Origin of the sequence: Calothrix sp. PCC 7507, assembly GCF_000316575.1 — a bacterium.
Lineage (GTDB): Bacteria > Cyanobacteriota > Cyanobacteriia > Cyanobacteriales > Nostocaceae > Fortiea.
In genome coordinates, this window is sequence record NC_019682.1 from 774068 (window position 1) to 798879 (window position 24812).

Sequence of the window (24812 nt, forward strand, 5' to 3'; positions counted from 1 at the left end):
TAGTCTTCGTAGATTCCTCACCGAGTCTTGTGGGATGCAAACATTATATTAGGCGTCATCAGCCAGTATTTTCCTTTTTCTTGTTTTGGCGTGATGCTTATTGCAGAGAATTCCTCCTAACACCGTTGAGGTTATTTATATATTCAACCTAGCACTTTGTATTTTCCAAAGCAGATTCCCTTGACGTTCCTTTAAAATCCTTTGCAAAGCTTGACATTTGCTGACTTTAGGTTGCTTACTTGCAATATATTTTGTTATTCTAATTGATTTTTAGCAATGATCCGTAGTTCTGAGTCGCAAAAATATAATTGTTTGTTATATAACCAAGGATTAATACCTTACTTAGAGGCGTGGGAATGGCAACGATCGCTTTTGGGCGATCGCATTCGTAATCCCAGCCTGGATGACGTGTTAATCTTGCTAGAGCATCCTCCCGTCTACACTTTGGGACAAGGCGCTAGTCCAGAATTTCTCAAATTCAACCCGGATGAAATTCCTTACGAGGTACACAGAGTTGAACGAGGCGGTGAAGTCACATACCATTGTCCTGGTCAACTAGTAGGGTATCCAATTTTAAATCTGCAACGTTATCGCCAGGATCTGCATTGGTATTTGCGCCAACTAGAAGAAGTTTTAATTCGCGTCTTAGCTGTTTACGGGTTACAGGGGGAAAGGATTGCAGCTTTTACTGGCGTGTGGGTAGAAGGACGGAAAGTAGCGGCTATTGGGATTAAAGTCAGCCGTTGGATTACCATGCATGGCTTTGCACTAAACGTCTGTCCCGAAATGTCAGGCTTTCAACAAATTGTACCGTGCGGGATTACTGATAAGCCTGTAGGCAGTTTAGCCGAATGGATTCCAGGTATCACTTGTGAAGAAGTACGTTCTCATGTAGCACAATCCTTTGCTGGAGTGTTTGGCGTCGAATTTATTAATTCACTGCGTGTATAATTCTTCCGGTTTGAGGAGATTCATAGTGTAATTACTGAATAAGTAGATATCAAAATCTGGCTAAAATATTCACTTAAACTATGTTTGTCAAAACTAGAATTATGAATATAGAGGTACACGCTGCACCATCAACTGCTTTAAGAACCCGTGACTGGAAAGCCTTGTTAGAACTGTTTGACAGAGAAGATGTAGATGAAATTGATGCTGATGTTCATGGTAGCTTGCGTTTGCTACCACCTGAACCCTGTTGGGAAGATGATCCCTTTGATTTCTTGCGTGAATATCTTTAAATTGGGGAATAGGGAATGGGGCATGGGAAAATAAATTAAGAGATTTTTAAAAGACTATATTAAGGGACTATTTATCTCATTAAAAATCTAGAACCATAACTTTTGTCAAGAGTTCCCAATTGTCTATTCCCTATTAAGACGACTGAGAAAAGAACGTAAGCGATCGCTTGTTGGATTTGTCAACACTTCGTGTGCTGAACCTTGTTCGGCTATCAAGCCTTGATCCATAAAGATCACACGATGGGCGACTTCTCTGGCAAATTGCATTTCGTGGGTGACAACTACCATCGTCATCCCCTCTGCAGCTAATTGCTGCATCACTTGCAAAACTTCACCTACGAGTTCTGGATCTAGGGCGCTGGTAGGTTCATCAAACAGCATAATCTGAGGATTCATACATAAACTGCGGGCGATCGCTACACGCTGTTTTTGTCCACCAGAAAGTTGCTCAGGATAAGCAGAGGCCTTATCAAAAAGACCGACTTTTTCGAGATATAATCCCGCTAGTTGGGCACTTTCCTTCGGCGTTTTTCCCAAAACTTTACGCGGTGCGAGCGTCAAATTCTCCAGTACACTGAGATGGGGAAACAAGTTAAATTGCTGAAAGACCATCCCTACTTGTGTTCTTAGCTGCCGTAGTTGATGATAGTTATTCAGGGTTCTGGACAAGTCGATTCCATTGACTACTAATCGTCCACCGTTAATGCTTTCCAATCGATTAAAGCAACGTAGTAAGGTACTTTTACCACAGCCAGAAGAACCAATCACCGCAATGACTTCTCCCCGGTTGATTTCACCACTAATTCCTTTGAGAACTTTGAGAGGACCAAAGCTTTTTTCGATATTTTCAAAAGCGATCGCCGGGGTAGAATTATTCATTGGCTGTTTTAAATAAATATGACTAAATTTAGTTTTATTCGTTGGTGTTTGGTAGTTAGCTTGAGTTTATTACTCGCTAGCTGTGCTGTGAACCCTAGCGCGGGGAAGACACTGCGGGTGGCGACAGAACCGGCGTTTCCACCTTTTGAATTTCAAGGAACTGGCGGAGAGTTACAGGGTTTTTCGATTGATTTGATGAGAGCGATCGCTTCTGCTGCCAACTTTAAAGTAAACTTTCAGAGTCTACCCTTCGATGGCATTATCCCCGCTTTGCGAGCCAAAACAGTAGATGCGGCCATTAGTTCCATCACGATTACAGAAGAGAGGGCTAAAACCATTGCCTTTTCCCGTCCTTATTTTAAAGCAGGATTGGCGATCGCCATTCGAGTAGATAATCAAGATATTACAGGCTTTGACAGTCTCAAGAACAAAAAAATCGCCGTACAACTTGGCACAACTGGCGCGAAAAAAGCCCAGAGTATTCCAGGGGTAAAAATTCGCAGCTTTGATGCAGCACCCTTAGCGCTGCAAGAATTGCTCAATGGGAATGTGGATGCAGTCATTAATGATGCACCAGTGACTTTGTATGCCATTAATACAGGCAATTTGCAGGGTATTAAAGTAGTCGAGCAATTACTGACAGAAGAATATTATGGCATTGTTACCGCTCAAAATTCTGCGAATTTGGCACTGATTAACCAAGGTTTGACAAAGGTGTTAAAAGATAGCACCTATAACCAGATTTATCAAAAGTGGTTTAAAGCAACACCGCCACAATTACCAGAAAAATTAGCAATTGGTAATCAGACTAATAGTGGTAAATCGGGAATATTTACTTCTATAGGCATCATTTTGCAATCCTTTCCCACCTTATTATGGGGAGCATTGGTAACATTACAACTAACAGTATTTTCTGTAGTCCTGGGTTTAGTTGGGGGTTCTTTGATTGGCATAATTCGCCTTTCTCATATTGTATATTTGCGTTGGCTTGCTAGGGCTTATATAGATTTTTTCCGGGGAACACCTCTGCTAGTGCAGATTTTTATGATTTACTTTGGATTACCAGCAGTTGCTCAAGAATTGGGTTTCACATTTAACTTTGATCGTCTCGTAGCTGGGATACTGGCCTTAAGTTTAAATAGCGCTGCTTACATTGCTGAAATTGTGCGTGCGGGGATTCAATCAATTGAACCAGGACAAGCAGAAGCTTCACAGTCAATGGGTTTAAGTTCTGTGCAAACCATGCGCTATGTGATTTTTCCCCAAGCCTTTCGGCGGATGATTCCACCTTTAGGAAATGAGTTTATTAGTTTGTTAAAAGACACTAGTTTAGTTTCTGTGATTGGATTTGAAGAATTGGTACGTAAAGGACAGCTAATAGTCGCTGATAACTATCGCGCCTTTGAAATTTACGCAGGTGTAGCAGTGATTTATTTATGTTTGACGCTGCTTTCTTCACAGGCGTTTAGCAAATTAGAAGCGTGGATGAATCCAGTGCAGCGACAGAAGAAATACGATACATAATAATTTTTCCGTAGGGAAGTGAAATCGGCGGTAGAAACCGCTTTATGATATTGAAAAAGAGGTGATTGTCAGATGGATAACTTAGAGAAATATAGAAAATATATCAAGCAGCTATTAACAGTATATAGTCAGCATGAAAAATCCGAGAGTCAAGTGGAAGCACAGACTATCTTTGACACTGAACACGACCACTACCAATTAGTATACGTGGGTTGGGAAAACAAGCGGCGTGTATATGGTTGTGTATTACATTTAGATCTTAAGAAAGGGAAAGTTTGGATTCAACATAATGGGACGGAAGCTAATATTGGTGATGAATTAGTCGCTTTAGGAATTCCTAAACAAGATATTGTGTTAGGATTTCACTCGCCTTATAAAAGACAGTTTACAGATTTTGCTGTAGGTTAATATTTGGTTGCACCTTCATTAAGCGAAAATGTATGATAATTCTCAACGCTCGTAATTTATCCCTAGAAGAAGTTCAACGTCTGTTTGGCTTTCAAGAACAGTATAGTGACTCATTCTCTCCCCTGTTATCTCTAGAACCTCTCCTCGAAGTAGAACAACAAGAACTTCAGCAAATTAGAAATGACTTTCAACGCTACCTTACAGCAGGTAAAGTTTCTGAAGGACAGGTGAAGTTTCTGGCAGTTGCGCCATTACTAAGATTAGCGGGTTTTTATCGCTATCCTATTGAGATTGTTTTAGAAGAGAATATTGCTGATATTGAAGTTGAAGATGAAGATATCAAAATTAAAGGCAGATTTGATATCTTAGCTATTAGTAAAGCTAAACATACAAAACCTCAAACATATTTTTGGGTACTGTTAATTGAATCTAAAAATTGTCAAATTGATATCTCAACAGGTTTACCCCAGCTACTTACATATGCTTATAAAAATTTAGATAATCAAAAATCAGTTTGGGGATTAACGACTAATGGTAGAAGTTATCAGTTTGTCTATATAGAACAAGGAAATCCGCCTATTTATTACCTGCTGCCAGAATTAAATTTAATGGAAAAAGAGCGTTCAAGTCAGTTGCTACAAGCTTTAAAATCAATTTGTCAATTATCTTTGTGATAATATATTTGCGCTTCTGTTTGGTGAATTTATAAATCTAACTCTGCAAATACAGTATCTCCTTGCATAAATCTTTTTTTGCCTCACGCAATCGCTTTTAGCGATCCCACAGGGTAGGCGCATTCGCGTAGCGTCTCGTAGAGAAGACGCAAAGAAGAACACGAAAATGACCACTTTTGCAAGAAGTCTATTGTAAAAATTGGACAGAAGTCTGTTGTGATGATCCAAAATTGAATGTTGAGTCTTGAACAATAACCTTTCCACTCTGGGTGATTATCCCTTGCAAATTCTCAATGTTCGTTTGCTGCAAAAGTTAAATGTGGAACCCCCAGCCACGATATTCTTTGTTCTCAGCCGGAGTCTAGAAATAATTTTTTAACCAGATGTTATGCGCTTGAGTCTTTTAGCTCAGTGAACAAGGCTTTGAACTTTTTTATTTATTCAAACTACGGTACTCCCAAGGATTGGTAAACTTAGTATCTCCCCAAACACCGCGCTTTTGCTGCTGTGCTTCTGCTTCGGCTTGCAGAACTAAGTCTTTACTAGGACACTTATTTAAATAAGGGCGATAGGCTTTTGCCAAACCCTCCCGCAATAAGACTTGTTGCACAAAAGTGCCATCTTTTAACCTGACTTCGGCAACTTTCCTCCCATAGCGATCGCTATCTGTAATATTTAAAGTCACGCGATCGCCTCCTTTGCTCACCAACTGCTGCAATCTTGCTTGCGCTTTCGCACCCCAACTAAATTGATTGCGATCGCCGATGCGTTTACTTTGCTTCTCTTGATTGGTATGGGGGATTTCTGGCGCATCCATACAAGCAAAGCGCACAGTGAAATTTTTACCGTTGGTGTCTTTCACTACTAATGTATCCCCATCACTGACTCGCTCAACCAAGTCTCCCGCAGCGCCAAAAAAACGGTTACAGCCCATCAAACCGAAAATCATGGTGGCTGCACCCAGCCAAATCAGCATTTGTTTATTTAGCTTTTTCATCCCAACCCGCCAAATTACCCTTGATGGATGATACTAGCTTTCATCAAACAAATTGAATTTTTTCTTCCTGAATTTGAAAATTTTCCAGCTATCTAGCTTAGGATAAGCATTGTATTGTTAAATACATGTAAAAGCCAAAAAATCTAGTACATGAAAATTAAGAAGCTGCAAATTTCAGTATCTATGATGTTCAATTTGCTACTTTTGGTAATGATGGTTGCAGCGATCGCCTACTGTGGATTTTGTTTACTGCTATTTGTTCAGCAACCTCGTTTTATTTTCTTCCCTACTAGTGAGATCAAAAAAACACCCAAATTGTTTAATCTTCCATACGAAGAGGTTTGGATACCAGTAAAACTGCGATCAGGTAAAGTGGAGCGTATTCACGGCTGGTGGATCAAAGGCAAACAAGGCAATTCCCAAGTATTGTTATATTTACATGGAAATGGTCTGAATATTGGTGCAAACGTTGCCCACGCCAGTCGGTTTTACAAATTAGGCTTTTCAGTCTTGCTGATTGATTATCGGGGTTACGGCTTGAGTGAAGGCGCTTTCCCCAATGAAATGCAGGTTTATCAGGATGCAACCACAGCTTGGAATTACTTAGTACAACAGCGACAGGTTCCACCCAGCCACATTTTCATTTATGGACATTCTCTAGGTGGTGCGATCGCGATCGATTTAGCCGTCAAACACCCAGACTCCGCCGGCTTAATTGTCGAAAGTTCTTTTACTTCCATCCGAGATATTGTGACATATAGGAACTCATTCCGGATATTCCCCGTCGATTTGATTCTGACACAACGGTTTGAATCTATTAAAAAATTACCAAATTTGAAAATGCCAGTTTTATTTATTCATGGCATTGCCGATTCTACAATACCTTATTTCATGAGCCAAAAGCTTTATGCTGCTGCGCCTGAACCTAAAAAACTGATTTTGGTTCCAGGTGCAGAACATAATGACTCAGCAGACATAGCTGGTGAGAAATATCTGCAATGGGTAGATACTTTTACTCAACAAGTACATGCTCGCAAGTATTGAAGAAGGCAATAGGCAATAGGCAATAGGCAATGGGGAATGGGATAATTCTTCTCTAATACCCAGTCAACAGTCATCAAAATGAAAAGATGAAGACAGCAACAATTTTTACACTTTTTTTTAAGACGGTAGAAAAATGATACCAAAGAATCCGGTTATGCCAAAAACCAGCGGAAGAAATGATACAGGTAAAATAACTTTTTGTTCAAGTACGAGAAGAGAATAGAACTATGACTACAACGCCCATGTACTTGTTAAAAACTCCTGGAAATCATACTATTGAAATTTCTCAAGACCAATTGCGATCGCTACTCGGTGAAATTGAGGCAGAATTGCATCGCAGTAAAGTTTATCGCCGTGTTTTAGCTACCTTGCAAAAGATGCTGGGTTCCTCAGCAGAACAAGCCAAAATTTTGGTTAAAGCTGTCAGCAGAGAAGCTATAGGTTTGGCATTTCAACAATTCTCCCAACAGCACGAGCAAGTTGCAGCGGTGAGTCAACAAATAGGTGTTGCTAGCGTTGCTCCTAAAGTAGCACAAGAGACTAATGAATTATCACAGTGCTTAACAAGCGTTAAATTACAATCTAAAAAAACAAATATAAATACTAGCGAAGATAGCTTACCTTCAGAAAATAAGGTAGTAGCAAATAAGGCACAAAATCCGGTAATCAGCCCCGAACAGAAATCTCCAGAAGCGAGACGGATGAGGTGGCTGAACGTCCATAAAAAATCTTCTCATACTAAATTAACTGAGCAAATCACAGTAGAACAGCACTTAGAAATTATTCGCCAAATTGGCCAGCAACTAAAAAAGGCTCGTGAGTCTAAAGGGATGTCTCTTAGCCAACTGAAAACTTACACTCACATACCAATCCATCACATGGAGGCATTAGAAAATGGCAACTTAGAGTTGTTACCAGAAGATGTCTTTGTTCGTGGCTTTATCCGGATTATGGGGAATACATTAGGACTCAATGGCACAGCTTTAGCTGCTTCTTTACCCGCATCTGATACCGTCAAATCAGTTTTACCCTCTTGGTGTAAGTCAAAAAATACTCCTACAGGGATAGGATGGGATATCCGTCCTGTGCATCTGTATCTGGGTTATGCAACCCTTGTAGCTGGAGCCGTGGGAGGATTATCCTTCATGTCTCAGCAAGCCAATTCTGACCAAACACATCGTTCAGATGCAGAGATACAGCCTGCTTCATCCCGATCTCAGTCAGCCCAGAAGACGGAAACAACGGTTAAACCAGGACTAAAATCTAGTAACGCTGGTATTGTTGTCGGCTCAGATATTTCCCCACCAGAAGCATTTTAGGCAATAGGCAATAGGCAATAGATGATAATTCTCTATTGCCTGCGGAATGTTAAAATACCCGATGTTGCAGGGAGGGCATTTGACGGCGGACTTGTTCTAGACGAGAGGGTTTGATTTCTGCGATCGCAATTCCTGGTTGTTCGCCAGCATCGGCGAGAATTACCCCCCAAGGGTCGATAATCATGGCGTGTCCGTGGGTTTGGCGACGGGCATAATTATTACCAGTTTGGGCGGCCGCAATCACATAACAGGTATTTTCAATAGCTCTTGCTTGTAGTAATATTTGCCAGTGGTCTTTGCCAGTGAAGGCAGTAAAGGCAGCTGGAACAAACAAAACATCAGCTAGCTTATCTGATAGATGTCGGTAAAGTTCTGGGAAACGGACATCATAGCAAATAGAAAGTCCCAGATTACCGAATTTTTCTGAGAAATATACGGGAGGTAGTTGCTGTCCAGCCATCACCGTGCTGGATTCTCGATAGGTGTTACCATCAGGAACATTCACATCAAATAGATGTACTTTTTGGTAGCGAGCAATTTCCTGACCGTTGGGGTCAATTAGTATAGTTGTATTATAAGCTTTGCCTGTGTCGCCAACAGGGACTGGAAAGCTGCCGCCCAAGATAGTAACTTGAAAGCGTTGAGCCATTTTTTTGAGAAATATTTCACTTTCGCGGGCGATCGCATCTCCTTGGGCAAGTTTGTCTTCTTCCTCTCCCATAAAGGAAAAATTTTCTGGCAAACTCACCAACTCAGCACCTCGACGCACGGCGAGATCAATTAATTCTTCTGCCTGTGCCAAGTTTTTGTGTAGATCTGGCACACTTGTCAATTGAATAGCGGCGGCTAAATACGACTTCATAGATTCAAGAACAAACAGTGGATGTGTGCGGGGTAGATTCTCAATATATCGTTACTTAAACAGATCTGGAGCTTAATTAGAATTGTTGAATAGTAACGAACTATTGCCAACTTGTCTGCCCTATTGTCCATATTTCCTGACAATGACGGGAACCTCAGTTAAACCTGCCATCAATACCGCTCTGTAGCGTCGTTCCCTCGTTGCCAATTCATCACCGCCTGAGAGTCGAAGAGGGTTTGAGAGACTGGATATACTTTGAGAGAGGGTCAAAATTAAAGTAGTTGCAGCAAGGGATAGAAAATACTCATATGATTTATTTATCAAATGTGTAAAGGTCAGAGACAATGCAAGTTCTAAAAAGAGCCATCAAACCAGAAACCTACATATCATTCCTCCATATCTACTCAACTACTTGGGGGACTGCTGGTGATATCTGCTTAATCCGTGAATCTGTAGCTAATTCCAGCGCCTCGAAGTTTGTAGGTCACAAACTCCAATTAGCACTGCCAAAAGGGTTGGAGCGCGATCGATTAGCGGGCTTTCCGGTGATCAAAGTTGCAGGTCATGTCGGCGACGGACACCCTAAAGATAAACAGTCCGAATGGGAGGCTTATGTAGGTGTAGATAGAGAAATAGTGATTGCAGCGATGAAACCTTGGGGCTTCAATTTAATTGAGTCTGATGTGGCGATCTGATAAAAGTCCCCACCGCTACCCCAGATAACCAATCAGGCATTGTACTGAAATCTTGTCAACACAATGATCAAATATTCCCAGATATCTGATCAAGGTGCGATCGCACTGAGAGTGCTGAATATAAATTACTTCTATAAATAGCCTGGGGAATATACCTCACTAAAGCCCAGTCACAACGACTGGGTTTTTTGACCCAGCGACTCGTAGTAGTATCAAGTTCTAACCACTTGTCCATCTGATCTATTATTTGAGAACACAAAATTCATCTACATGGGTTTTGTCAGAAAATATCGGCGGACGTTAAGGAGGTAAATATCATGCAAAAAGAATATATGGAGATTTTAGAAGCATTAATTGATAAATTGACATTATCCGCAATCTTAGAAATGTTAGAGCGAATATGTCACAAAAAAGCGGAAAATCTGAGAACTCATTGGCAAGATGAAACCTCAGCAAAGCTTTGGGAGAAAGCTGCTAGACAGATAGAACAGATAAATGTTGATGTTTAAGTGAACGATCACGCCTCGTAAATAAAAGAGATTGGGTACTCGGAAGATTCATTATGTGCCTATTTCTTACCCAGTTCTCAGTCTCCTTTGTAAGTTGTAGCTGAATACCTAAGCGCTCCAGTTCGGAGATTTAATCTGCGTACTCCCGGTAAATCTGCCAGCTTCACGATAACTGCCTTCTGCCAATTGTAGAATGGCGATCGCTGCTTGTTTCCTTGCTGAGATCGAGAATGAGCCGACATGGTTTGAAAAAGCGATCGCACTTGTCTGTGATGATTACAATTTGAATCAGCAGGCAATTCTAACTTCTGGAAGCCTTGTGGCTGAAGGGTGGTTAGATATCTCTCCAATTCGGTTGGTGACATTTGTCGGTTGCAGTTCATAATTGGGGCGATCGCCCAATTGAAAACTTTACCTGCTGACCGAAGAGGCTCTTGTGCAGGGAGCAGGGGGGAGTTTTGGAATTCCCCTTCAAATTGGGCTACTTAACGTCAGTTCACAGGAAGGATGGATACGATTATGCCTATACCTGTACAAGATAACTAGAAATTTACAGATGTGTCCAGCAATTAAGTTACAGTTTCAAGCCCGCCATTTCCACTTGTTCAACAGCATCCAGTTCATCCAGAATGCGCCAAAGTTCCTGTAACATCGGTTCTAACCCCGTACGAGTCACCGCTGAAATTATAAAAACAGGAGCGAGAGAGAGATGATTAAGTTGGGTGGACAGTGCTTCTAAATCCACAGTTTCCCGATCAACTGCATCAATTTTGTTCAGCGCCAAAATTTGCGGACGCTGTGCTAAACCCCTTCCATATGCTTGCAATTCTTGTTTAATTGTGTTGAAGTCACCCACCACATCTTCACTAGTGGCATCAATTAAATGCAAAAGTACCCGCGTGCGCTCAATGTGGCGCAAGAAATCGTGTCCTAACCCCGCCCCGTGGGATGCACCTTCAATTAGTCCAGGAATATCAGCAAAAACCGTGCCATCTCCAGAGGGTTTGCGGACTACACCTAAATTTGGGATTAAAGTAGTGAAAGGGTAATCAGCGATTTTAGGACGTGCTGCTGACAAAGATGAAATTAAGGTGGATTTCCCAGCATTTGGTAATCCAATAATTCCCACTTCCGCCAAGAGTTTTAACTCTAAACGCAGCACCTTCATTTCCCCTGGTAGTCCGGGGAGGGAATATTCTGGGGCGCGGTTGCGGTTACTTAAGAAATGTTGATTTCCCAATCCACCTTTACCACCTTCAGCAACCCGAAAAACTTGTCCAGGCTCAATTAAATCGCCGAGTACAGCACCTGTACTGGCATCATAGATAGTGGTACCACAAGGGACTTCGACAATCAAGTCTTTTCCGGCGGCACCAGTACAATTATTTGGCCCACCACGAGTGCCATTTTGTGCTTTAAAAAGATGATTGTATCTAAAATCTAATAGGGTTTGGAGATTTTCCACCGCTACAAAAATTACCGAACCACCGCGCCCACCATTACCACCAGAAGGGCCACCAGCTGGTACATACTTCTCACGCCGGAAGGCGACAATACCATCGCCACCTTTGCCAGCTTCAACTTCAATTACTGCTTGATCGATAAATTGCATATTTTGTCCTTTGTCATTAGTCGTTGGTCATTTGTCAAAAGTCTTTTGCTGATGACAAACGACTAATGACTAATGACTACTAACTAAATATATGCTGAAACATCTTCCCCACAATCATCTGCCAGAAAGGAGAGGGCACGAAAACGCAAGCCTACCATTTGTTCATAGAGGGGATTAATCTTACATAATGGTGGAATGTGAACAATTTTGCGTTTAAAGAGGGTGACATCTCGCTCAAAGGGGCATTGAGAAGGAATCATTTTACACAAAAAGCGAGCAAGTCTGGGGTCTTGAATGTCTAATCCATCCAACCAGTCGCGTAATGGGCTGAGAGTGTCTGCTGGAGGTGCTTTGGGTGTAGTTAACACCGCTAGCTGCTCTTTATGTTCTAATGTCTGGCGTAGAGCAATTAGTATGTCCTTTGGCTGGTCTAAGGCTTGGCACAATTGATGTAAAACTTGATCTTCGCTAGGTGAATATGTACCATCGGCGATCGCTACCATCACTGCTGTGCGTAAAAAATTCTCTGCTGCTGTCGTACCTTTACCTAAAATTGTCGCTAATTCTTCAGGAGCAATTACCTCTAGTGATTCTAAGTTAATCCCCGGCGCTAATTCATCCTGAGTAATGCTAGCAATCAATTGTTGTTCTTGACTATCAAAGTTACCATCTGCCCAAGCAATAGTCAGAAGTCCACGCAGCCAAGCAGAAATTTGTTCGCTGCTGTAGGGAGATTGAATGACACTTTTCATAAGTTTATGCCTCAAGCTGTCCTCATTCCATAAAGTCCATACTAAGCTACCTCTAAGGTGGATAAACTGTTACACAGTTGACTTAAAGGCTCTGAAAATTTGTTCTTTATGAAAAAAACAGATAAAACTTAACAAACTGCGGAGCGGGAAAAGGGAATTAAACTCAACGAGATGGTCACCAATCCCGTTGGTCTTCAAAACCGTGCGTAACAGTTTCCCGTTACACGGCTCCTCAATGATGCGATGCTTGTCATGCATACCTGCAGTTAGATGGCTTGGGGAAATAGTTGGTTATTTTGACGACAGAAATACGAGTGGTACTGTAGAAGGAATTAATAATAAACTCAAGTTAATTAAAAGGCTTAGATATGGCTTTCGTAACTTTAGTAATTTTAGATTACGCAGTTTATTAAACTGGCATTTTACTATTAATTCTCCATGAAAGTAACCGAAGAGCCAAAATCTTTTTTAACCATGAAAATTAGAACCATCACAACAGGAATTTCTCTACAGTCTCCAGCAGATGTAGAAAAAATTAGACAAGCGGCTGAATTTAATCAGCAAGCGAAGGAAGTCTTTGAACACCAAGGTTATGAAGTGCAAACAAAGAGAATATCTACTAACTCTTGGGAAGAATATTTAGCTGGATTGTCAAATAGAGAAATTATCAATCAAATTCAAAATATAGAACGAATTTGTCAAAGCCTAGATGTCAGCTTCTTTAACATTGGTTATGCCAATCAACCAGCAAGCATCGCCTTAATTCCAGATATTAATCAACATACCTCGCTGATTTTCTGTTCCAGCAAAATTGGAGATATAAAAACTGGTATCAACTTTGAAAACATTCAGGAATCTGCAAAACTTATTCAACGTATTTCTCAAGAAACTGAAAATGGTTATGGGAACTTTCGCTTTTGTGCATGGGCAAACTGTCCACCAACTATCCCATTTTTCCCTACCTCATACCATGAAGGTAACACAGCCTTTGCTATCGGTTTAGAGTGCTGTGATTTAGTAATGCAAGCCTTCTCTCAAACTGAAAATATCCAAACAGCAGAAAAAATACTGCAAGAAATCTTAGAAATTGAATTAAATAAAACAGCAGCGATTGCCCAAAAAATATCTAAAAATTTTGCTATTGCATATCATGGAATTGATACCTCACTTGCACCATCATTAGACAAAAATTATAGCATTGCTTTTGCTTATGAAAAACTCTTAAATGGTAAATTTGGACAGCCGGGAACCTTAGCAATTTCTGGGATGTTAACCCGTATTTTAAAAAGTCTATCAGTCAAAATCTGTGGTTATTCTGGCTTAATGCTTCCAGTTTGTGAAGATGTCGGTTTAGCTATGAGAGCAAATGAGCAAACCTATGATATTACTAATTTATTGTTGTATTCAGCAGTGTGTGGCTGTGGACTTGATACAGTACCAATTCCAGGTAATATCACAGTCGAGAAAATTGCAGCAATATTAACTGATCTGGCAACTTTAGCCATCAAGTTAGATAAACCATTATCAGCCAGATTATTTCCCATACCAGGTAAAAAAGCCGGGGAAATGACTAACTTCAATTCCCCCTATCTTGTGGATTGTCAAATATTTGCAGTAGATTATACTAATTCATAATTCGTAGTGGCGCGACAAGAATAAAATGATGGATTTGACTAATCACCGATTCCCAATTACAAAAAATACACCCGTCTTAAGTTAAGTAAGTTGGCGGGACTAAACCAAATTATGTTACGAAATATAAAAAGGCTGGAAACCCTTGCCAATTAGCTTTAATTGCGCCGATCTACTTACTAACTTTGTTCCTGTGCAACTTGTCCTATTTGTGCTGTGAGCTTTTCCTTATCTTGCCTGCGTTTTTTCGCATACAGTTGAATACTTACCGCCATTAAAATCACAGTCCCAAAAATTATCCAGACGGTGATATCTGTGGGGAGATTGTTCTTAAACACAGCCAGTAATACAATCACTAATAACATGACTGTAGGTGCTTCATTTAAAGCCCGTAATTGCTGTCCACTCCAACGACATTCGTCTGCTGCTAACTTTTTCATGAGACGAGAACAGTAATAATGGTAGCCAATTAACAAGGCTACAAATAGCAGTTTGATATGTAACCAACCCTCTTTTAAAACTTCTGGTTCAGTACTTAATAAACCGATAGCCATTGCTACTGTCACCAACATTCCTGGGGTGGTGATGATGTTGTAGAGGCGTTTTTCCATAATCTGATACTGGTTCTTCAGTATCGTGCGTGCTGGTTCCGGTTCTTGGTTAGCTTCAGCGTGATAGATAAAAAGACGTACTAGGTAGAATAAGCCAGCAAACCAAACGACAAAGCCGATAATATGAAATGCTTTAAACCACGAATAAGCCATGAATCGTAACCTGCCTTTCTCAACTTGTTGTAGAGTAGCTATTGCCTAAATGTCTGCAAGTACCCTTACTATCAGGTTACGGCAAAACTTCATGCGGCAATTAATTGTCAGACTAGAGATAGATTAAGAAGTGTAACGCATCCTACGGACAAATCAGGGGGCTTTTAGCTGAGAAACAGAAATAGCGGCTTGGTTGTGGTGTGGGTTCTGAAACTTACTCCCTGAATTTCTAAATTCGGCACTTTTGCAGAGGATGACTCATCCCCAAGTCCACAATCAATAAACGTGAAGGCAAAACTTGCAAACGGGTTCGCATTTGCGATAAATGCTTACGCAAAACCAATGAACATGAAAGCAAAACTTATGAATGGGTTGACATTTGCAATAAATGCTTACGCAAAACCAATAAACTTGAAAGCAAAACTTATGAATGGGTTGACATTTGCGATAAATGCTTACGCAAAACCAATAAACTTGAAAGCAAAACTTATGAATGGGTTAACATTTGCAATAAATGCTTATACAAAATCAATAAACGTGAAAGCAAAACTTATGAATGGGGTCACATTTGCGATAAACGTCAACACAAATTTATGATAGATGACTACATCCGGGACATAATGACCCAGAAACAGATTCCGGGACTCTCTGTTGCTGTGCTGCGGGAGGGTGAACCTGTTTTGCTTAAAGGTTATGGGTTGGCGAATGTGGAACACGCGGTTTCAGCATCCGAAAACACAGTTTATGAAATTGCGTCTATAGGTAAAACGTTCACCGCTACAGTCACCATGATGTTGGTGGAGTCAGGGGAGATTTTACTTGATGAACCAGTATCACACTATCTCGATAATCTACCTTTAGCTTGGCAGAGTGTGACAATCAAGCAGATTTTATCTCACCAGTCTGGAATTCCCAGCTATACGGATGCTCCAAACTACTGGGAAATTACCCGTCTTGATTTATCCAAATCTGAAATTTTGGCTTTAGTTAGTGATTTACCTCTCAAGTTCCCACCGGGTGAGTTTAGCGCTTATGACAACACAGGCTATTACTTGCTGGGGTTGATGCTGGAAAAGGTAACGGGACAATCCTATGGAGATTTATTAGCAGAACGAATTTTTACTCCTTTAGGAATGAATGCAACCATGATGAATCATCCTAGGGATATTGTGCCAAACCGATCTGCTGGCTACCGTTTGTTAAATAATAAGCTCGTAAATAAACCGTACTACAGCCCCTCTGTTACCTATTCAGCCGGAGGTCAAATTTCCAGCATAGCGGATATGGTGAAATGGGAGCAGGGTCTGTACGGTGCAACTTTACTCAAGCAATCAACTCTTGATGTGATGTGGAGTCCCCATCCGCCAAATCGGGGGAATGATTGGGAAAAGCTGAGATATGTAGCTGGTTTAGGTTGGTGGGTGTTGAATTATGATGGTCGTCAAGTCGTTGGCCACAATGGCTCAATTTTAGGATTTGCTAGTAATATCACCCGCTTTATTGATGATAAAATTACTGTAATTTTGTTGTGCAATTTGGATGTAATTTCACGACCAGATGCGATCGCTAAAGAAATCGCAGGATATTATTGTCCAGTTTTGGCGGAATTGCCCCTCCCGCCTCCACTGTAGACAAATTCAACTGTCAACTAGATTCAGCGCGACGCACAAAGGGTAAAAGGTCTTCTAAAATTGTTTCGTGATAGTGTTCTTGTGGGTAATGCCCGACGTTATTAAGTTTTATTAATTCGGCATTGGGAACAGAATTGGCAAACTCTTGTGCTGTGTCTACGGATAACCAAGGGTCTATCATACCCCATTGAATTAAAATGGGTTGTTGCCATTCTTTAAACCCAGATGTGATTTCTGTCATGGCTGGTTCGAGTTGCAAATTACGAATAGTTGCTAACAGGGCGCGACCAGGAGCAGAACTTTTCAAAAATGGTTTACGATAAACATCTAAATCTTTATCTGCGATGCGATAACGGCTACCTCCTTCTAGAGTGCGGTCAACTAAAAGGGGGTCTTGAGTCATCATTTCACCGGCTAAAGGTAAACCCATTTGTTTGATTTTCCAGGGTAATTTAGCAGCGGTGGAAATGGGTGTATTCAGGATAGCTAAATTGGCAATTTGTTCGGGGTGGCGTAAGGCATATTGTAATCCTACAGAACCTAAAAAGCCTTGCACAACTAAGGAAAAACGTTCAAGTTCTAAGGTTTTGACAAATGCTGCTAAAGCTGTGATAAATGCTTCAGGTGTATAAGCAAAATATCGTTTTTCTGGGGTTGCAGAAAAGCCATAGCCAATCCAATCTGGGGCGATCGCTCTTGTACCTTGGTTCGCCAAAGCAGGTAAAATATGGCGCCAACTGTAACTTTGTGAGACTATACCATGCAGGAACAACACAGGTAATAAGTCAGTTCTGCCAATTGGCGCAGCTTCGCGATAAAACCATTCGAGAGAATCTACTTTTATTTTATTTTCTGTTGACGACACGTTATTTTCCTATAGATTGGCATATGAGGCATCAGACATTGGTTATTTGTCCTCGATGCCCCATGCCCCATGCCCCATGCCCTAAAGAATAATCATCTCACGAATTGCATAACCGGTGGCAGGTGCTAATAAAACGCCATTGCGATAATGTCCGGTGGCTAAGAGGACATTACTAAATCCTGGTAGGTTGGCAACAATTGGGGCTGGGCGCGCTTCGGGACGGGGGCGTAAACCTGACCAAGTGCGGACAATATCAGCTTGTGCTAATTCAGGACAAAAAGCGATCGCTTGTTTTCTCACAGACTCTAATAGTTCGTCGTTCGGCGGAATGTCATTCCCATTATGGGGAAACTCTACTGTCGCACCCACCCAGTAATCTCCGCCGCCCACAGGGACTATATGCACATCATTACCAGTAATTGCAGGTTGGAAGTCAGGATTACCCAATGGATGCCCTAAGCTCACTTGCAAAGCTTGTCCTAATACTGGGCGGATATCAACCATCTGGTTGAATTTTGCCGTTATTGGTGTTGAACCTAAGCCAGCGGCAATAACAAACCAATCTGCGGCAATTTTTCCCTCTGTAGTCTCAATTGCATCACATTTTGTTGTTGCTTCAGATTCTCTGGGGATTTGTCCCAAAACAGTGACATCAAACTTAAAAGTAACACCGTTGTGCTGGGCGGCAGCAACTAAAGCTAATGTCAAAGCTGTGGGGTCAAGTTGGCGGTCTTGAGGAGAGTAGACAGCGCCAATTATTTTTTGATTATCTATCTGTGGACAGATGTTTTTGAGTTTGTTACTGTCCCAAATTTCTAATTCCCAGCCTTGAGCGTGGCGAATTGCCTGGAGGTTTTGCCATTTTTCTAACGGTTCGGCTTCGCTCACCGTTAGCCCTGAGCGGAGCCGAAGGGCTAAATTCACTTCCTCTTCCAAACAAAGACTGAGGATTCCTTGGCGATTGAAAGGGATTTTATGCCCCGTTATGGCTTCTAGTTCGGGAATCAAGGTTTCATAGCGTTGGATGCTAGTTTGTCGCCACTGCCAGGCCTTACCCTTGGTTTTTTGGCTAATCACGCCCACTAAAACGCCCAGGGCAGCGCCTGTAGAAGCTTGTGCTGGTGGTTGACGGTCTAAAACAGTGATTTTTAAACCTGGAACTTGACTGAGTTCATAGGCGATCGCTGCCCCAACCACGCCACAACCGATAATTACGACATGACTCATTACTTTTTTGTGGAGGAGTGGGGGAAGTAGAGGAAGATGAGGGAGCAGAGGGAGATAATTATTTTCCCTCGTCCTCCTCATCTTCCTCATCCCATCTTAAACTTTGTGCTTAACTTGTTTGAGGGAGCAGTTCGAGGAATTTGTCAATGTCTGCGAAAGCAGCTTTGTAATTACTCAAAGCTTGTTGAGTATTGCCGACTTTAGCAGCTTGATCGATTTTAATCAGGTGATTGAATAAATCTCGCGTGATCTGGCGGGCTGTGGGTTGCTCCTTGGGTAGGAGGTTAGGAGTGATATAAGTTAGGGTGAGTTTAGCTTCTGTGATTGGTCCATGTATAAAATTCCCCACATTTATCCAATCTTGGTTTTTGATCAGCTGTTGTAGTTCTTCTGCGCGATCGCGTACAGCCTGAATATCAGGAACGTATTCCTGAATTTTCTCCAGTTGAGCTGCTGTGTAAGTGGGAGGTGTAACTGCCACACTAGGGCCACCGCAACTAATCAGGAATGTTGCCAAAATTACTAGAATTAATGAAAAAATTGAGCGTTGACGCGCCATATACTGAAATATTTTGCTGTTTGTTTGCCGACTAACAGTGTAATTTTAGATCGCTAGCGCAATTTATCCTTCTCGTCAGCAAAGTATTTTACTGAAAAATTTTTCTCTTTACTTCATATTTTTCAAAATCGGTGCAGTTCGCGCTAACTTTCCCAGAAAATTAAGTATAATTACTCAAGATGTCTTACGCAATCCAAAAACCTCTAATACCAATTTGCAAAAAGAATGCGAAGGATAAATCATAGGGTAGCGGAAACCCCGCCCTTCACAACAATCCATATGTCACAAACATTATTTAAATTGGTATAACAAGCAGTTGATTATTCAATACAGTTCAGTTAAGGATAAATGTAGGTTAGGTTAAGGTTTTTGGCACAAAATGAGCCAGATTAGTTTATTATTAGTTTTTAGTAAAAATGATTATTCAAAAAGCATTATTTATAGTTACTAAACACAAAAGGAATTGATAATTTGAGACAACCATAAAATAAGCCTTCTGGCGGTTTTTGTGTTTTCACATTTTCCATACGCCGACACAATATTAGGAGTGTTTTTTAGTGAACGCATCTGAACAGGCAACCAACCTTGAACTTACGAGCAAGATTGCTACAGTGGTTAATTTGTTCAAATTCGAGTTTCCTGATGCCAAATCGGATCTAAAACCTTGGAAGAATGACCCAGAAACCAGGGAGTTAGTTGATCCAGATTCTATAGACATCGGTTTTCACTTTCCTGGGATCAGCAAATCTTGGCGAAGTCGCAGTATTTTGATTCAAATCCGTTTTTATCAAGACCCCATTAATCATTCCCGACGTGCAATTGGTGTTGAAGTAGCTGCATTTGATCATCGCGGCGAAGTGTGGCGACTTTCTACTATAGAAGACTGGAGTTTTGCTGGTGTGTCTGTGCCTTCCTCGGAAGTTGGAGATAAGCTAAAACAGATTTGCCGTCAGATTTTGGATGTGTTTAATCATCAGATTAGTTAGGGCTTACTAAAAAAGTCATAAAACAGCAGGAGAAGGATTGATTAGTAAATGCTCATAGACCATATATAAGGTCTAATTAAAAAAATAGACATAAAAAAGCACACAACAAGCGTGACAGTTGAGTAGTTGGTTGCCATATTCCTACAGTGAAGTATAGAACTTAACAGAAAGAGTGCGATCGCCCCTCAGCCTTTTCATTGCTAAACTAAAAAACAACCCTCACCTCCAAGCAAAGGTAGCCTTATGACCTCTGCAACCAACCTAGATACTGATCTCACACCGTTCCCAGACCACACGCAGCTACCAGACTCGGACGGAAAGTTTGTGAAAAACTGGCAAGAGCATCCGCAAAGTATCTTACTGACTGACTCTATTACACCCGTACTCAAGCAATTGCAACCTGATGGTCAATATTGTATTGGTCAAGACTTAGGCATTTACTGGCGGTTGACTGATCCTCCGGAGAAAGGAGCAGAAGCACCAGATTGGTTTTATGTCGGGAATGTACCACCCATGCTCGATGGGATAACACGCCGTTCTTATGTATTGTGGCGAGAATTTATCGCCCCATCCATTGCCTTAGAATTTGTCTCTGGGGATGGTAGCGAGGAACGAGATAAAACCCCTTGGAAAGGGAAATTTTGGGTTTATGAGCAGGTGATTCATCCGGCTTTTTATGGCATTTATGAAGTGAATAAAGCCAGTGTGGAAGTATATGAATTAGTTGGTGGACAATATCAGTTATTAATAGCAAATGAACGGGGACATTATCCCATCGCACCTTTAGGAGTTGAGTTAGGTATTTGGCAAGGAGAATATCAGAGTGCGGAGTTACCCTGGCTACGCTGGTGGGATTCGCAAGGTAATTTGTTGCTGACTGGGGATGAAAGAGCTGAACAAGAACGCCAACGGGCTGAACAAGAACGCCAACGGGCTGAACAAGAACACCAACGGGCTGAACAAGAACGCCAACGGGCCGATCGCCTAATTGCTCAATTGCGATCACTTGGTGTGGAACCAGAAGCTGATTAACTGCGATCGCCCCTCCGCCTTTTCATTGCTAAACTAAAAAACAATCCTCACTGCCAAGCAAAGGTAGCCTTATGACCTCTGCAACCAACCTCGATACTAATCTTACCCCTTTCCCCGATCATACGCAGCTACCAGAGTCCGACGGCACTTTCGTGAAAAACTTTCAGGAACATCCCCAAAGCATTCTCATCACGGACTCGATTAAACCGATATTGCAAAAACGTCATCCTGATGGGCAATACTGTATTGGTCAAGATTGTGGGATCTACTGGCGGATGACTGATCCCCCGGAAAAAGGAGCAGAAGCACCAGACTGGTTTTATGTAGGTAATGTACCACCCTTACTGGATGGGCAAACACGAAGGTCTTATGTATTGTGGCGAGAATTTATTGCTCCTCTGATTGTCTTAGAATTTGTCTCTGGGGATGGTAGCGAGGAGCGAGATAAAACCCCTTGGAAGGGGAAATTTTGGATTTATGAGCAGGTAATTCATCCGGCTTTTTACGGTATTTATGAAGTGAATAAAGCCAGTGTAGAAGTTTATCACTTAGTTGAAGGACAGTATCAGCTTTTAGCAGCAAATGAACAGGGACATTATCCCATACATCCTTTAGGCGTTGAGTTAGGCATTTGGCTAGGAGTCTACCAGAATATGGAATTACCCTGGCTACGCTGGTGGGATTTGCAAGGTAATTTGTTGTTGACTGGTGAGGAAAGAGCCGAACGAGAATCTCAACGGGCTGAACAGGAACGCCAACGGGCCGATCGCCTCACTGCTCAATTGCGTGCTTTGGGAATAGAACCAGAAGCCTAATATTTTGGGACTTTGCTTTAAATAGAAATTCTATTCCCTATTCCCTAATTCTAAATATCTAACCCCACAACTGTTAACTCTGGCGGATGCTCAACAGTGAACTGGTAATATATTTCCCTTTGTTCTTCAGGCGCAAGAGTTAATACCCATTCCAAAATCCCCATTTCGCCGAGTTGAATGTGTGGGTTGCTGCGGGTGAGGCGGACTTTAATCTGTTCGCTGCGGCTGACTGGTAATTGTTCTGTTAATTTTAGATGAGTTTCTTGATTGAGCAAGTTAGTAATGATCAATCGATAACCATAAGTAATTCGCCGCTGGTTGCTAATTAACTTTTTATCTACCTGACGCTCAACTAAGTCACGCTCAATTTTTAAACTTTCATCAATTCCTAAGTTCAATTTAAATTCTTGTCCTGGTGCAATATTTTCTAGCTGAGTAGTACCCACAAAAATATCATCACGGAAAATATTGGCTTTACCGGGTAAAAAAGTTGCACCATTTGGGCTATTTTTGACGTTAGCTTGCAAATAAGCAAAGCTCACTAAGCGTGGCACGGCTACATAATCGAAACTACTGGGATAATCATCTTGGAAGATTGTCGTTTTATGGGGTGCGCCATCACTGGGAATATTCCCACCACTATTGAGTTTAAAGGTAACTACACTCCCTTGTTTTGTAACTTCTGCAACGACAGTTTCTGCTTTGATAGGGCTGCTTTCTGCAACTTCATCTTCTTCTTGTCCATAGGCTTCAGCAGCAGAAGAAGGTTTAAGCATTATGGTAGGAGCAGATGGGAGTCGTCTTCTGTCCATGAATTCCACTGGTGGACGTGGAGTTCCTATATACCAGGGTTCAAGTTTGGGTGGGAGTGTACCTAATCCTGGTTTGGCGGTGGAAAGGGTGAGAGCAACCCCAAGCCAATCTTCGCCTGTGCTTTGGGTAACTTCTGCCAAGTAGCTTAGATGTACCATATTGCTGGTACTGTGAAAGCGCAAGTCATAAAGCGGAGTCCAACTGGCGCGATTCACCATATAAGACACCTCTAGCTCAAATTCGCTTTCCCCTGCAACTTCAGTTGCAATAATCAAGCTGAAGCTTTCTTTGGGATGAGGTGTTTGGATTTTTTGCAATGAGGCGTAGAGGACTTGTAACTGCTTGTCTAATTCTTGTTCTTGGCTTTTGCACTCTCCAGCAGCGATCGCATATTCACCATACTGACTACCCAAAAAGTTGAGAAAATCCAGAGTTTCACTCAGGCTGAGATTTTTCCTTGCCAAACTCTGAGCAAAGGGTTCTTCTGTTTTTTCCCGTAAGCCAGCGATAAAACTCGATTGCAGAACTAAAGCATCTACTTGCGCCTGTAAATGGCGTTTATCTGCTTCTATCTGCTGAATTTGCCGTGTCAACTGCGCGACTCGTTCGGCGACGGGTTCGGTGGTGTAGATGCGATCGCTACTCACTCCCAGCAAACGCACTCCCACAGTACCCGCACCGCGAACCCTAACGGATTCAGGTTCTAGAGTCACTGGTAGTGAGGGGATGACTAATTCCTGTTCCATTCCTGTTAGGGAAACTGTGCCTAGTCTTGTCACTAAGGCTTTGTTCCCGTACACTGTCACAGCAACAATCTGGCTGAAAATTATTCTGCGTGAAGATGACGTTTCCGGGTTAACCACTACCAGTTTTCCCCCTTTTTTTATGGTTCTGCTGGTCAATTCTTAATGGTTATTGGTCTAGTCGTCAAGTACCAGTTATCAGTTATCAGTTATCAGTTATCAGTTATCAGTTATCAGTGTGTTTACTGTTTACTGTTTACTGTTTACTGTTCACTGTTCCCTCTTCTTGTTTTTCCTCAAATGTACCCCAAGCGATATGAGTATTTTGCTGGATAAATTTCTTGGCTGCGTCTAGTAGATACTCAAAGTATGTCCGAGCGACGATAGATAATTGTTTGCCGGATGGGTGAACCATGTACCATGTTCGCTTAATGGGAAAGTGTTCTACATCCAGAATCGTCACCTCTGATGACTCTGCTATTAAGGTGTGGAGAGATAAAACAGAAATTCCTAAACCACCAGCGATCGCTTGTTTAATTGCTTCATTACTCCCCAACTCCAGCTTAACTTTTACGGATATTCCTTCTTGATCGAACAGGCTTTGAACAGCACGGCGTGTTCCTGAACCCGGTTCCCGCATAATAAAAGGTTCTTCGGCTAGGCGTTGGATAGGGATATTTTTTTCCTTTGCTAATGGATGATTAACGGGTGCAAACACTACCAAGGGATTATCTAAAAAAGGTTGACAATTTACATCCATATTTTCTGGAACTTGACTCATAATATACAAGTCGTCCAGGTTATTACTCATCCTGTCTAAAATGCCTTCATGATTTGTTACTTGCAGCGAAATTTCAATCCCCGGATAAAGTTGGCAGAATGGCCCCAACAAACGGGGGATAAAGTACTTAGCTGTTGTGATTGCAGCCAAGCGCAATTGCCCTTGTTTGAGACCTTTTAAATCTGCTACCTTCATTTCAAATTGAGCTATGGTCTCAAAAATTTGCCGACATGTAGCAAATAATTCTCGTCCTGCTTCTGTCAAATAAAGGCGTTTACCCACCTGCTCAAATAATGGTAATCCTACCGATTTTGTGAGCTGCTTGATCTGCATGGAAACGGTGGGTTGGGTGAGAAATAATTCCTCAGCAGCACGAGTAAAGCTGCTGTGTCGTGCTGCAGCCTCAAATACCTTTAACTGGTGTAGTGTTGCTTGGTTCAAGAGTGAT

General features: G+C 41.6%; 28 protein-coding genes and 1 pseudogene. 16 read left to right on the forward strand and 13 right to left on the reverse strand.

What is annotated here, in order from left to right; translation table 11 throughout:
• Positions 1-276: 276 nt before the first annotated feature.
• Both lipB and CAL7507_RS03470 read left to right on the forward strand, forming a co-directional pair.
• Positions 277-951, forward strand: coding sequence for a lipoyl(octanoyl) transferase LipB (lipB, locus tag CAL7507_RS03465; protein ID WP_015127039.1), 675 nt, complete (start codon positions 277-279; stop codon positions 949-951).
• An 80-nt stretch (positions 952-1031) separates the two neighbouring features.
• Entirely contained in the window at positions 1032-1241 is a 210-nt protein-coding gene (locus CAL7507_RS03470) for a hypothetical protein (protein WP_015127040.1), read from the forward strand.
• A gap of 123 nt (positions 1242-1364) precedes the next feature.
• Here the strand turns inward: CAL7507_RS03470 and CAL7507_RS03475 are convergent, their stop codons facing one another.
• Positions 1365-2120: an amino acid ABC transporter ATP-binding protein gene (locus CAL7507_RS03475; RefSeq protein WP_015127041.1), complete on the reverse strand. Its 756-nt coding sequence runs from the start codon at positions 2118-2120 to the stop codon at positions 1365-1367.
• 18 nt (positions 2121-2138) lie between these two features.
• Here CAL7507_RS03475 and CAL7507_RS03480 point away from each other — a divergent pair, with 18 nt between their 5' ends.
• The 3 genes from CAL7507_RS03480 to CAL7507_RS03490 all read left to right on the forward strand — a co-directional run bounded on the left by CAL7507_RS03480 (position 2139) and on the right by CAL7507_RS03490 (position 4726).
• Positions 2139-3644, forward strand: a complete 1506-nt coding sequence (locus CAL7507_RS03480) for an ABC transporter permease subunit (RefSeq protein ID WP_015127042.1) — start codon at positions 2139-2141, stop codon at positions 3642-3644.
• A 72-nt stretch (positions 3645-3716) separates the two neighbouring features.
• Entirely contained in the window at positions 3717-4052 is a 336-nt protein-coding gene (locus CAL7507_RS03485) for a XisI protein (protein WP_015127043.1), read from the forward strand.
• A 32-nt stretch (positions 4053-4084) separates the two neighbouring features.
• Positions 4085-4726: a hypothetical protein gene (locus CAL7507_RS03490; protein ID WP_015127044.1), complete on the forward strand. Its 642-nt coding sequence runs from the start codon at positions 4085-4087 to the stop codon at positions 4724-4726.
• A gap of 433 nt (positions 4727-5159) precedes the next feature.
• Here the strand turns inward: CAL7507_RS03490 and CAL7507_RS03495 are convergent, their stop codons facing one another.
• Entirely contained in the window at positions 5160-5723 is a 564-nt protein-coding gene (locus CAL7507_RS03495) for a thermonuclease family protein (protein ID WP_015127045.1), read from the reverse strand.
• A 150-nt stretch (positions 5724-5873) separates the two neighbouring features.
• Between CAL7507_RS03495 and CAL7507_RS03500 the strand changes: the two genes are divergently transcribed.
• On the forward strand, positions 5874-6767 hold the full coding sequence (locus CAL7507_RS03500) for an alpha/beta hydrolase (protein WP_015127046.1): 894 nt from the start codon (positions 5874-5876) through the stop codon (positions 6765-6767).
• Positions 6768-6994: 227 nt separating this feature from the next.
• On the forward strand, positions 6995-8086 hold the full coding sequence (locus CAL7507_RS03505) for a RodZ family helix-turn-helix domain-containing protein (RefSeq protein ID WP_015127047.1): 1092 nt from the start codon (positions 6995-6997) through the stop codon (positions 8084-8086).
• A gap of 49 nt (positions 8087-8135) precedes the next feature.
• On the opposite strand, the gene CAL7507_RS03510 is transcribed toward CAL7507_RS03505, so the two are convergent.
• On the reverse strand, positions 8136-8948 hold the full coding sequence (locus CAL7507_RS03510; RefSeq protein WP_015127048.1) for a carbon-nitrogen hydrolase family protein: 813 nt from the start codon (positions 8946-8948) through the stop codon (positions 8136-8138).
• Positions 8949-9292: 344 nt separating this feature from the next.
• On the opposite strand from CAL7507_RS03510, the gene CAL7507_RS03515 reads away from it, so the two are divergent.
• A complete protein-coding gene (locus tag CAL7507_RS03515) occupies positions 9293-9643 on the forward strand; it encodes a hypothetical protein (RefSeq protein ID WP_015127049.1) in 351 nt (116 codons plus the stop codon).
• Positions 9644-9710: 67 nt separating this feature from the next.
• Here the strand turns inward: CAL7507_RS03515 and CAL7507_RS32190 are convergent, their stop codons facing one another.
• Positions 9711-9878, reverse strand: a complete 168-nt coding sequence (locus CAL7507_RS32190) for a hypothetical protein (protein WP_160166307.1) — start codon at positions 9876-9878, stop codon at positions 9711-9713.
• Positions 9879-9960: 82 nt separating this feature from the next.
• On the opposite strand from CAL7507_RS32190, the gene CAL7507_RS03520 reads away from it, so the two are divergent.
• Positions 9961-10152 (forward strand): hypothetical protein, encoded by a 192-nt coding sequence (locus CAL7507_RS03520; protein ID WP_015127050.1) that lies wholly within the window; start codon positions 9961-9963, stop codon positions 10150-10152.
• A 77-nt stretch (positions 10153-10229) separates the two neighbouring features.
• On the opposite strand, the gene CAL7507_RS31470 is transcribed toward CAL7507_RS03520, so the two are convergent.
• The 3 genes from CAL7507_RS31470 to CAL7507_RS03535 all read right to left on the reverse strand — a co-directional run bounded on the left by CAL7507_RS31470 (position 10230) and on the right by CAL7507_RS03535 (position 12516).
• Positions 10230-10517, reverse strand: coding sequence for a hypothetical protein (locus tag CAL7507_RS31470; RefSeq protein WP_144051184.1), 288 nt, complete (start codon positions 10515-10517; stop codon positions 10230-10232).
• Between the two features lie 209 nt (positions 10518-10726).
• Positions 10727-11764, reverse strand: a complete 1038-nt coding sequence (gene obgE, locus CAL7507_RS03530) for a GTPase ObgE (RefSeq protein WP_015127052.1) — start codon at positions 11762-11764, stop codon at positions 10727-10729.
• Between the two features lie 83 nt (positions 11765-11847).
• Complete coding sequence (locus CAL7507_RS03535) at positions 11848-12516, reverse strand: Mo-dependent nitrogenase C-terminal domain-containing protein (protein ID WP_015127053.1); 669 nt, start codon at positions 12514-12516, stop codon at positions 11848-11850.
• A 265-nt stretch (positions 12517-12781) separates the two neighbouring features.
• On the opposite strand from CAL7507_RS03535, the pseudogene CAL7507_RS30455 reads away from it, so the two are divergent.
• Positions 12782-12958, forward strand: a pseudogene (locus CAL7507_RS30455) (transposase); the annotation flags it as partial.
• Between the two features lie 32 nt (positions 12959-12990).
• Positions 12991-14151 (forward strand): DUF711 family protein, encoded by a 1161-nt coding sequence (locus CAL7507_RS03540; RefSeq protein WP_042341772.1) that lies wholly within the window; start codon positions 12991-12993, stop codon positions 14149-14151.
• Positions 14152-14327: 176 nt separating this feature from the next.
• Here CAL7507_RS03540 and hemJ read toward each other — a convergent pair whose 3' ends face one another.
• Positions 14328-14912 (reverse strand): protoporphyrinogen oxidase HemJ, encoded by a 585-nt coding sequence (gene hemJ, locus CAL7507_RS03545; protein ID WP_015127055.1) that lies wholly within the window; start codon positions 14910-14912, stop codon positions 14328-14330.
• Positions 14913-15197: 285 nt separating this feature from the next.
• Between hemJ and CAL7507_RS03550 the strand changes: the two genes are divergently transcribed.
• Positions 15198-15509, forward strand: coding sequence for a hypothetical protein (locus CAL7507_RS03550; protein WP_042341168.1), 312 nt, complete (start codon positions 15198-15200; stop codon positions 15507-15509).
• Positions 15506-16543 carry a serine hydrolase gene (locus tag CAL7507_RS03555; protein ID WP_015127057.1) on the forward strand — a complete coding sequence of 346 codons (1038 nt, stop codon included), beginning with the start codon at positions 15506-15508 and terminating at the stop codon, positions 16541-16543. Before CAL7507_RS03550 ends, CAL7507_RS03555 begins: the two co-directional genes overlap by 4 nt.
• A gap of 13 nt (positions 16544-16556) precedes the next feature.
• On the opposite strand, the gene CAL7507_RS03560 is transcribed toward CAL7507_RS03555, so the two are convergent.
• From CAL7507_RS03560 to psbQ, 3 genes are all read right to left on the reverse strand, one after another.
• Entirely contained in the window at positions 16557-17408 is an 852-nt protein-coding gene (locus CAL7507_RS03560) for an alpha/beta fold hydrolase (protein WP_015127058.1), read from the reverse strand.
• Positions 17409-17489: 81 nt separating this feature from the next.
• Entirely contained in the window at positions 17490-18635 is a 1146-nt protein-coding gene (locus CAL7507_RS03565) for an FAD-binding oxidoreductase (RefSeq protein WP_042341169.1), read from the reverse strand.
• Positions 18636-18744: 109 nt separating this feature from the next.
• Positions 18745-19194, reverse strand: a complete 450-nt coding sequence (gene psbQ / locus CAL7507_RS03570) for a photosystem II protein PsbQ (RefSeq protein ID WP_015127060.1) — start codon at positions 19192-19194, stop codon at positions 18745-18747.
• A gap of 557 nt (positions 19195-19751) precedes the next feature.
• On the opposite strand from psbQ, the gene CAL7507_RS03575 reads away from it, so the two are divergent.
• The 3 genes from CAL7507_RS03575 (at position 19752) to CAL7507_RS03585 (ending at position 22027) form a co-directional block, all read left to right on the forward strand.
• Positions 19752-20180: a hypothetical protein gene (locus CAL7507_RS03575; protein WP_015127061.1), complete on the forward strand. Its 429-nt coding sequence runs from the start codon at positions 19752-19754 to the stop codon at positions 20178-20180.
• Between the two features lie 243 nt (positions 20181-20423).
• The gene (locus CAL7507_RS03580; protein ID WP_015127062.1) at positions 20424-21212 is read left to right on the forward strand and encodes a Uma2 family endonuclease; all 789 of its coding nucleotides are present in this window, start codon (positions 20424-20426) and stop codon (positions 21210-21212) included.
• A gap of 71 nt (positions 21213-21283) precedes the next feature.
• Positions 21284-22027, forward strand: coding sequence for a Uma2 family endonuclease (locus CAL7507_RS03585; protein WP_015127063.1), 744 nt, complete (start codon positions 21284-21286; stop codon positions 22025-22027).
• A gap of 50 nt (positions 22028-22077) precedes the next feature.
• Here CAL7507_RS03585 and CAL7507_RS03590 read toward each other — a convergent pair whose 3' ends face one another.
• Both CAL7507_RS03590 and CAL7507_RS03595 read right to left on the reverse strand, forming a co-directional pair.
• Complete coding sequence (locus tag CAL7507_RS03590) at positions 22078-23703, reverse strand: mucoidy inhibitor MuiA family protein (RefSeq protein ID WP_015127064.1); 1626 nt, start codon at positions 23701-23703, stop codon at positions 22078-22080.
• A gap of 136 nt (positions 23704-23839) precedes the next feature.
• A complete protein-coding gene (locus tag CAL7507_RS03595) occupies positions 23840-24805 on the reverse strand; it encodes a LysR family transcriptional regulator (RefSeq protein WP_015127065.1) in 966 nt (321 codons plus the stop codon).
• Between the last annotated feature and the right edge of the window lie 7 nt (positions 24806-24812).